Raw genomic sequence first — 8,784 nt, forward strand, 5'->3', positions numbered from 1 at the left:
ACCGTGAGGCCTGGCCGCCTCGATCAGCGGCTCCCACACCGCCCAGGTCGCATCCGTGAGAAGCTGCTCGTCCTTGCCCTTCGCCATACCCAAAACATGGGAGTAGCATTCAAGCTCTAACAGGCCTTAGACCAGATCGATGCCGTCTTCCCAGAGGCCAAGAACTGCCGCCATTGCAGTGGCTGCGACCGGGCCTGCCCCAAGGGCATCGAGGTGCAGCGCATGGTGAACCTCTCCGCGGCAGGCGAGGCCTTCACCGCGGCGGCACTCTTCGATCAATGCGTGATGTGCAACCTCTGTGTCGCCGCCTGCCCCGAGCATATCGACCCGGCGCATCTGGGCCAGTTCGTGCGGCGCATGGCTGCCTCGCTCACGCTGCGTCCCGCCGACCTGATCCGCCGGTTGCGCGAGATCGAGCAGGGGCGGCAGCCCATCGACCCGGATGCGCCCGGCGCCAATCCGCCGGTGCAGTCATGAGCGGCGGCATCCCCCATGCCGAGGCCCTGGCTGCCTGGCGCGCCAGGATGCCAGCCCCGGCGCGGGCCCTGGCCTTGCCGGTACCCGAGCTGCTGGACTGCTTTCATCCCGACCACCGACCCGGCGCCATTGTGCCGCTCCGTGTCGGTGCCAGCGCCGGCTTGCCCTGCCGGGTGGAACTGGCCGCGCTGCTGCAATCCGACTCGCTGGTCGAGGATGTGGACATCGCCGGAGCACCCTTGCTGGACGCGGATGTGCTGGTGATCGGCGGCGGCGGCGCGGGCTGTGTCGCCGCGCTCACCGCGGCACGGGCCGGGGCCCGGGTGATCCTGGCCACCAAGCTGCGCCTTGGCGACAGCAACACGGTGATGGCCGAGGGCGGAATCCAGGCCGCCATCGGGGATGAGGACAGTCTGCAGCGCCACTTCGAGGACACGCTGCGCGCCGGTCATTTCATGGCCGACAAGGCGTTGGTGGCGGCGCTGGCTTCCGACGGCCCGGGCGTGATCCGCTGGCTGATCCAGGAGGGCATGAGCTTCGACCTCGCCGAGGGCAGCGAGCGCATGGGCGGCAGCCTGCTGCGCAGGAAGCCGGGCGGCGCCACGGCCGCGCGGCTGCTCTCCTACCGCGACTTCACCGGCCTCGAGATGATGCGGGCGCTGCGCGAGGCCGTACTGCTGCAACCCGGCATCACCCTGCTGGACCGCCACCCAGCGCTGGAACTGCTGACCGACGACCGCGGACGCTGCGCCGGCGCCGCGTTGCACGACCTCGCCCAGGGCCGCACAGTGCTGGCCCGGGCCGGCGCCACGGTGCTGGCCACGGGTGGCGCCGGGCGGCTGCATATCGCCGGTTTTCCTACCTCCAACCACTATGGCGCCACGGCGGATGGGGTGGTGCTGGCCTATCGCCTCGGTGCCGCGCTGCGTGAGGTGGACAGCTTCCAGTATCATCCCACTGGCATTGCCTGGCCGCCGCATATGGAGGGGCAGCTGGTCAGCGAATCCGCCCGCGCCTCCGGCGCCGCCCTGGTCAACGGGCTGGCCGAGCGCTTCGTCGATGAGCTGAGCACGCGCGACGTGGTGGCCGCCGCCATCCTGCGGGAGATCGCCGAGGGGCGTGGCATTCTCCGCGGCGACCGTGCCGGCGTCTTCCTCGACACGCCGGGCCTGGAGCGGGAGAAGCCCGGCATTCTCGGCAGGAGCCTGACGACGCTCGCCCACCTGGCGCAGCGCGCCGGCTTCGACGCGGCGGCTGAACCCTTCCTGATCCACCCGACGCTGCATTACCAGAATGGTGGCGTCGCCATCGACCCGGATGGCTGGAGCGGCGTGCCCGGCCTGCTCTGCGCCGGCGAGGTGACAGGCGGGCTGCATGGCCGTAACCGCATGATGGGCAATGCCCTGCTGGAACTGGTGGCCTTCGGCCGCCGAGCCGGGCACGCCGCTGCCACCGATGCGCGGGTAGAGCGCCCGCGCAACATTGGGCTGAACCATCTGGCGGACTGGCGCCGCGCCCTGATCGCCCAGGACCTGCCGTTAACCCTCAAGGCACCGATGATCTTTCCACCTTATGGAAATTTCAACATGGCCACCGAGCGGGGGAAGGCGGCATGAAGGTCCTGACCGACGAGCGCATCTGCGTCGGCGCCGATCTCGCCGCCTGGATGGCGGCGGGCGCCGCCGCCGGGCTGGAGAACGCCCTGGCCGATCCTGCCGGCATCATCCCGACCATCGAGGCCGCCGGCCTGCGTGGCCTGGGCGGTGCGGGCTTTCCCACCCACCGCAAATGGTCCGCCGTGGCGGCACAGCCCGGCCCTGGCAAATGGGTGGTCTGCAACGGCAACGAGGACGAGCCGGGCACCTTCAAGGACCGCTTCCTGCTTTCCCGCACGCCGCATCAGGTGATCGAGGGAGCGCTGGTCGCGGCGCTGGCGGTGAAGGCCGCCAATGTCGTCCTCTACGTCAACCCGCGCGAGGCGGCCGCGGTACGGGTGCTGCGGGAGGCGGTGACGCAATGGGAGGCACATCCGCTCTTCGCACGGCTCTCCGAGGCGATCGGGGAGGAGCTGCATCTCCTCGTCATCACTGGCTCCGGCCTCTATGTCGGGGGCGAGGAGACGGCGGCGGTGGCCAGCGTCATGGGCGGCTTTCCCTTCCCTACGCTGAAGCCACCCTATCCGGCGGAAAAGGGCGTGAACAGCGCGCCGACGCTGGTGAACAATGTCGAAACCCTGGCCCATGCCGGGCAGATCCTGCGTCATGGGCCGGAATGGTATCGTGGCCTCGGCCTTGGCGGTGCACCCGGCACCAAGCTCTTCTCGCTCTCCGGCGACGTGCTGCGCCCAGGGCTGCACGAACTGCCTATGGGCACCTCGCTCCACAGCCTTGTTTTCGAGCAGGGCGGCGGCATGCTGGGCGGCAAGTCCTTCAAGGCGGTCTTCACCGGCGGCCCCTCCAACACCCTGCTGACGGCGGACGATCTCGATGTGCCGCTGGATTTCGACAACCTGCGAAAGCGTGGCTCCCGCCTCGGCACAGGGGCGATGATCGTGGTGGGGGAAGGCACCAGCATCCTGCGCAAGACGGCGGAATACGTCGCCTTCTTCGCGGCCAATTCCTGCGGCCAGTGCCCGCCCTGCAAGATCGGCACGCACCAGGTATCGCGCATCCTGGAGCGGGTCGAGGCAGGGGCAGGGCGGCCCGGTGACCTGCAGGCGCTGGAGAACCTGGCAGAGCTTCTCCCAGGGAGTGGCCGCTGCGGGCTGGTGGATGGAGCGGCGACGGTACTGGCTTCATCCCTTAAGGCTTTCCGGGGAGAGTACGAGCGGGCGCTGAGGCGTGGCTGAGCGTTGCAACCCGAAATTGATCTCAGCCGATCCGGGAGGTGCCTGATCGCGGGACATCATCGGGAGCCGATGAGGCTGGCGATCATGAGTTGCGGCGCCGATCAAGTGCCTACAGCAGCGATTCCGACGATGCTCCGCAACCAGACAGCCAGAACACAGTAAAGCGACTTGCTGTTGTTGACCCACAGGCGGCAACATCAGCACAGAATTGGAGGCCTGGTTCACAGGCTTCAGGATTCTATTCGGTTTAGAAAGCTGTTCGAACCCCCGCAAAAAGGGTCGCGATGAGCATTCCATTGCCTGACCGACTGGACGACGGACCCAAGTTCAGATGGCGATGAGAGCGCGTCGCAAACGACTGCTTCTCATAGCTCTTGCCCTGCTCATCGCTGTTGCAGGCTCTTATGCCTGGAAGCAGCTCAGCGGCAGCGGCCTTCCGGAGGGATTCGCCAGCGGAAACGGGCGTATCGAGGCAACCGAGATTGATATCTCGACCAAGGCAGCGGGGCGGGTTCGGGACATCCTGGTCCGGGAAGGCGACTTCGTCGAGGTAGGCCAGGTACTTGCCCACATGGACACCGCGCAGCTCGAAGCCCGGAAACGGGAAGCCGAGGCTCAGCTTCGGCGCGCGAATATCGCCATTGGAACGGCGCAGAGCCTTGTGGCGCAGCGCGAGGCGGAGAAGATGGCAGCTGTTGCCGTTGTTGCACAGCGGCAGGCGGAGCTCGATGCTGCGGCCAAGCGGCTGGCGCGGTCCGAGCGACTGGCGACAAGCAGTACCGTCTCGATCCAAACGCTGGATGACAACCGCGCAGCCCACGAGGGAGCCCGGGCTGCGGTCGGCGCCGCTCGGGCGCAGCTGGCTGCCTCGGATGCGGCCATCAGCGCTGCCAGGGCACAGGTGGTCGATGCAGAGTCATCTGTCGATGCTGCGAAAGCAAGCATCGAGAGCATCGTGGCGGATATCAATGACAGCACCCTGATCGCGCCGCGGGCTGGACGTGTTCAGTATCGCATCGCCGAGCCTGGGGAGGTGCGCGCGGCCGGTGGCCGGGTGCTCAATCTCGTCGATCTGGGCGATGTCTACATGACCTTCTTCTTGCCAACCGGTGAGGCGGGGCGCGTTGAGATCGGGACGGAGGTTCGCCTTGTGCTGGATGCGGCGCCCCGGTACGTCATTCCCGCCAAGGCAAGCTTCGTGGCTGATGTCGCCCAGTTCACTCCAAAGACGGTGGAAACGGCTGAAGAGCGGCAGAAGCTGATGTTCCGCATCCGGGCGCAGATCGCGCCCGAACTGCTTGAACAGCATATTCGCCAGGTAAAGACCGGGCTGCCCGGCATGGCTTATGTCCGGCTCAACCCAGAGGTCGAATGGCCGGCAAGCCTGAGCGGCCCGTTGGTGCAATGACTGGCCCAGGATTTTTCGGCGAGGAACCTGATGGCCGCCCAGCCGTGGCGCGGATCAAGGCTGTCTCCCTGCGCTACGGCAAGACACCGGCCCTGGAAGGGATCAACCTGGACCTTCCAGCGGGCATCATGGTCGGGTTGATCGGGCCCGATGGCGTCGGCAAATCGAGTCTGCTGTCCCTGATCTCAGGCGCCCGCGCCGTTCAGCAGGGCAGGGTCGAAGTTCTGGGGGGCAACATCGCTGACAGGGCGCACCGGGAAAGCATCTATGCCCGGATCGCCTATATGCCGCAGGGTCTGGGCAGGAATCTCTACCCCACCCTGTCCGTCTTTGAGAATGTCGACTTTTTCGGCCGGCTGTTCGGTCATGACAGGCAGGAACGTGCAAGGCGGATTGCTGATCTGCTGCGCAGCACTGGCCTGTCTCCCTTTGCAAACCGGCCAGCTGGCAAGCTCTCCGGAGGCATGAAGCAGAAGCTTGGCCTCTGCTGCGCGCTCATTCATGACCCCGACCTGCTGATCCTGGACGAACCGACGACCGGCGTGGATCCTCTGTCGCGCCGGCAGTTCTGGGAACTGATCGACGATATCCGCCAGGACCGGCCTGGCATGAGCGTCATCGTCGCGACCGCCTATATGGAGGAGGCAGAGCGCTTCGACTGGCTGGTGGCAATGGATGCGGGCCAGGTGCTCGCGACCGGAACGCCCGAGGAGCTGCGCCGCCAGACCGGGGCGACAACTCTGGACGCGGCATTCATTGCGCTGCTGCCGGAAGAAGGGCGACGGGGGCACAAGGACGTTGTCATCCCGCCAAGGCGTGATACGGAAGGCGAGGCCGCTATCGAGGCCGAGCATCTGACGATGCGGTTCGGCGATTTCACCGCGGTCGATGACGTAGTCTTCCGCATCGGCAAGGGAGAGATCTTCGGCTTCCTCGGTTCCAATGGCTGCGGCAAAACCACCACCATGAAGATGCTCACCGGCCTTCTGGTCCCCAGTGAAGGCCGAGCACGCCTCTTTGGTAAGGAGGTCGATCCCGGCGACATGGCGGTTCGCCGCCGCGTGGGCTATATGTCGCAAGCCTTCTCGCTCTACACCGAACTGACGGTGCGGCAGAATCTCGAGCTGCACGCGCGGCTCTTCAGCATGGAGCCAGCATCGATTCCTGCCCGGATCGAGGAGATGGTTTCCCGCTTCGGCCTTGGCGAGGTGCTGGACGCCTGGCCGGAATCCTTGCCCCTCGGTATACGTCAACGGCTTTCGCTCGCCGTGGCGATGGTCCATTCGCCGGAAATCCTGATCCTTGACGAGCCGACATCCGGCGTGGATCCGATCGCGCGCGACAGCTTCTGGCGCATCCTTTCCGATCTGTCCCGCCAGGATCATGTCACGATCTTTGTCTCCACCCATTTCATGAACGAGGCGCAGCTCTGCGACCGCATCTCGCTCATGCACGCGGGAAAGGTGCTGATCAGCGAGAAGCCCGGCGTGATTATGGAGGCGCGCGGCGCGGCGACGCTGGAAGAAGCCTTCATCGGCTATCTGGAGGATGCAATTCGGGATTTCGCAGGCGGTGAAGCCGTGGAGCCGGAAGCCATACCCGTCCAGGCCATTTCCCCAAGGCCGGCTCAGTCTGCCCCGGTTGCCAGGTGGAACCGCTTTTTCGATCTGCGCCGGGTCTTCGCCTTTACGCAACGGGAATCCCTGGAGCTGCGGCGTGATCCCATCCGGGCGACCTTGGCACTTCTCGGCAGCGTGATTCTGATGTTCGTGATCGGCTATGGCATTAATATGGACGTCGGCAACCTGTCCTTTGCCGTGCTTGATCGTGACGATACGACAGTGAGCCGCGACTATACGCTGCAAATCGCCGGCTCTCGCTACTTCACCGAAAAACCGCCCATCGCCGATTACGCCGATCTTGACCGGCAGATGCGCAATGGCGAACTGAACCTGGCGATCGAGATTCCCCCGGGATTCGCTCGCGATGTATCCCGCGGCAGGGCCATCGAGATCGGGGCCTGGATCGACGGCGCGATGCCGGCTAGGGCGGAAACGGTGCGCGGCTATGTCCAGGGCATGCATCAGGACTGGCTGACCCAGAAGGCCCGGCAGAACTACGGTGATGCAGCCATCGCGGGCAGCTTCCAGCTGGCCGTCCGCTACCGCTACAATCCCGATATCCAGAGCATCGTGGCCATGGTGCCGGCTGTCATTCCGCTGCTTCTTATGATGATTCCTGCCATGCTGGCTGTTCTCAGCGTCGTTCGGGAGAAGGAGCTGGGCTCGATCATCAATTTCTACGTGACGCCCGTCACGCGGCTGGAATTCTTGCTGGGTAAGCAGATCCCCTACATTGCCCTGGCGATGTTCAATTTTGTCATGCTGACCGCCTTCGCTATCTTTGTCTTCCGTGTTCCTTTCACCGGCAGCCTGCTCACCTTCACGGCCGCGGCCTTCCTCTACGTGACCGCTACGACCGGGATAGGGTTGGTGATCTCGGCCTTCATGAACAGCCAGATCGCGGCCATTTTCGGGACCGCCCTGCTAACCCTGATTCCCGCCGTGCAGTATTCAGGCATCATCGATCCCGTCTCATCCCTGCAGGGCGCTGGAGCGCTGATCGGCCGGATCTATCCCACGACCTATTTCGTGACAATATCGCGGGGGACCTTCTCCAAGGCACTGGATTTCGGAGATCTCTGGGCCAACTTCGTGCCGCTGCTGATCGCTATTCCTGTTCTGCTTCTGCTGGGTACCCTGCTTCTCAAGAAGCAGGCGGACTGACAGTGCGGGGCAGGAACATCCTCCAGCTGGGCACCAAGGAACTGCGGGGCCTCGCCCGGGACCCGATGCTGCTGGTGCTGATCGTCTATGCCTTCACGCTCTCGATCTACACCGCTTCGAAGGCGATGCCGGAGACGTTGAATCAGGCGGCTATCGCTGTTGTGGACGAAGACCAGTCGCCGGTGTCCTCGCGGATCATCACCGCTTTCAATCCACCGTACTTCGCCGTGCCTCGCATCATCTCGCAGCCGGAGATGGATCGCCGCATGGATGCAGGTCTCGACACCTTCGCCTTGGACATTCCGCCCAACTTCCAGCGTGATCTCCTGGCTGGACACTCACCCACCATCCTGCTCAATATCGATGCCACGCGGATGACGCAGGCGTTTTCGGGCGGCGGCTACGTCCAGTCCATTACCACGAGCGAAGTTGCGGAGTTCCTGGCTGGCTATCGTGGCGGCGCCACAGTTCCGGTGGAGCTCGTTCTACGGTCACGGTTCAACCAGGAACTTAACAAAGGCTGGTTCGGCGCCATCACCAATGTCATCTCCTCTGTCACGATGCTGTCGATCATCCTGACCGGCGCGGCACTGATCCGGGAGCGGGAACATGGCACGATCGAGCATCTGCTGGTCATGCCCGTGACAGCCACCGAGATCATGCTCAGCAAGATCTGGTCCATGGGTCTTGTGGTGCTCATCGCCACAGCCTTTTCCATGGTCTTTGTCGTGCAAGGGCTTCTTGCGGTTCCTATCCACGGCTCCGTCGCACTATTCCTGGCGGGAGGAGCTCTGCAGCTCTTTGCAACGACGTCACTTGGAATCTTCCTTGCCACGGTGGCCGGATCGATGCCGCAGTTCGGCCTGCTGTTGATGCTGGTCTTGCTGCCGATGCAAGTACTGTCCGGCGGCACCTCGCCACGGGAGAGCATGCCGGAGATCATCCAGACGATCATGCTGGCTGCCCCAAACACACATTTTGTCATGTTGGCGCAGGCTGTTCTGTTCCGAGGGGCGGGCCTGGATGTCGTATGGCCGCAGTTCCTTGCTATGTTGGCCATCGGCGCGACGCTCTTCGCCCTGTCCTTGAGGCGCTTTCGACAGTTTCTGCGCTGACAGCAGGCTCCCGACCGCATCTGACTGCCTGTTTGAGAATGCTGGTGGTGAGGTGTTTGGGCGTCCCTGCGTGGCCAGATGGGCTGGATGTGGACCAAGGAACACCGTGCCCGGCAGGCAGCGTTTGAGCGGCGGCGCTACCCGACAGAT

Annotated in this window: 6 protein-coding genes; all 6 read left to right on the forward strand. The window is 64.6% G+C overall.

The annotated features are described in order from the left end of the window. Positions 1-135: 135 nt before the first annotated feature. Complete coding sequence (locus CR165_RS23770; protein WP_281262131.1) at positions 136-477, forward strand: 4Fe-4S dicluster domain-containing protein; 342 nt, start codon at positions 136-138, stop codon at positions 475-477. After that, positions 474-2,093 carry an FAD-binding protein gene (locus tag CR165_RS23775; protein WP_109519369.1) on the forward strand — a complete coding sequence of 540 codons (1,620 nt, stop codon included), beginning with the start codon at positions 474-476 and terminating at the stop codon, positions 2,091-2,093. Before CR165_RS23770 ends, CR165_RS23775 begins: the two co-directional genes overlap by 4 nt. Continuing rightward, the gene (locus CR165_RS23780; RefSeq protein ID WP_109519370.1) at positions 2,090-3,325 is read left to right on the forward strand and encodes an NADH-ubiquinone oxidoreductase-F iron-sulfur binding region domain-containing protein; all 1,236 of its coding nucleotides are present in this window, start codon (positions 2,090-2,092) and stop codon (positions 3,323-3,325) included. Before CR165_RS23775 ends, CR165_RS23780 begins: the two co-directional genes overlap by 4 nt. Positions 3,326-3,656: 331 nt before the next feature. Continuing rightward, entirely contained in the window at positions 3,657-4,733 is a 1,077-nt protein-coding gene (locus CR165_RS23785; RefSeq protein WP_245906737.1) for an HlyD family secretion protein, read from the forward strand. After that, a complete protein-coding gene (gene rbbA / locus CR165_RS23790) occupies positions 4,697-7,519 on the forward strand; it encodes a ribosome-associated ATPase/putative transporter RbbA (RefSeq protein WP_109519371.1) in 2,823 nt (940 codons plus the stop codon). Before CR165_RS23785 ends, rbbA begins: the two co-directional genes overlap by 37 nt. A 2-nt stretch (positions 7,520-7,521) precedes the next feature. Then, positions 7,522-8,634, forward strand: coding sequence for an ABC transporter permease (locus tag CR165_RS23795; RefSeq protein ID WP_109519372.1), 1,113 nt, complete (start codon positions 7,522-7,524; stop codon positions 8,632-8,634). Positions 8,635-8,784: the final 150 nt, after the last annotated feature.

The organism is Teichococcus aestuarii (assembly GCF_003116135.1).
Lineage (GTDB): Bacteria > Pseudomonadota > Alphaproteobacteria > Acetobacterales > Acetobacteraceae > Pseudoroseomonas > Pseudoroseomonas aestuarii.

Bases quoted from the DNA above. Each gene is read 5' to 3' on its own strand.
- CR165_RS23775 (WP_109519369.1), top strand. From the start codon at position 474: ATGAGCGGCGGCATCCCCCATGCCGAGGCCCTGGCTGCCTGGCGCGCC.
- CR165_RS23780 (WP_109519370.1), top strand. From the start codon at position 2,090: ATGAAGGTCCTGACCGACGAGCGCATCTGCGTCGGCGCCGATCTCGCC.
- CR165_RS23785 (WP_245906737.1), top strand. From the start codon at position 3,657: ATGGCGATGAGAGCGCGTCGCAAACGACTGCTTCTCATAGCTCTTGCC.
- rbbA (WP_109519371.1), top strand. From the start codon at position 4,697: ATGGCCGGCAAGCCTGAGCGGCCCGTTGGTGCAATGACTGGCCCAGGA.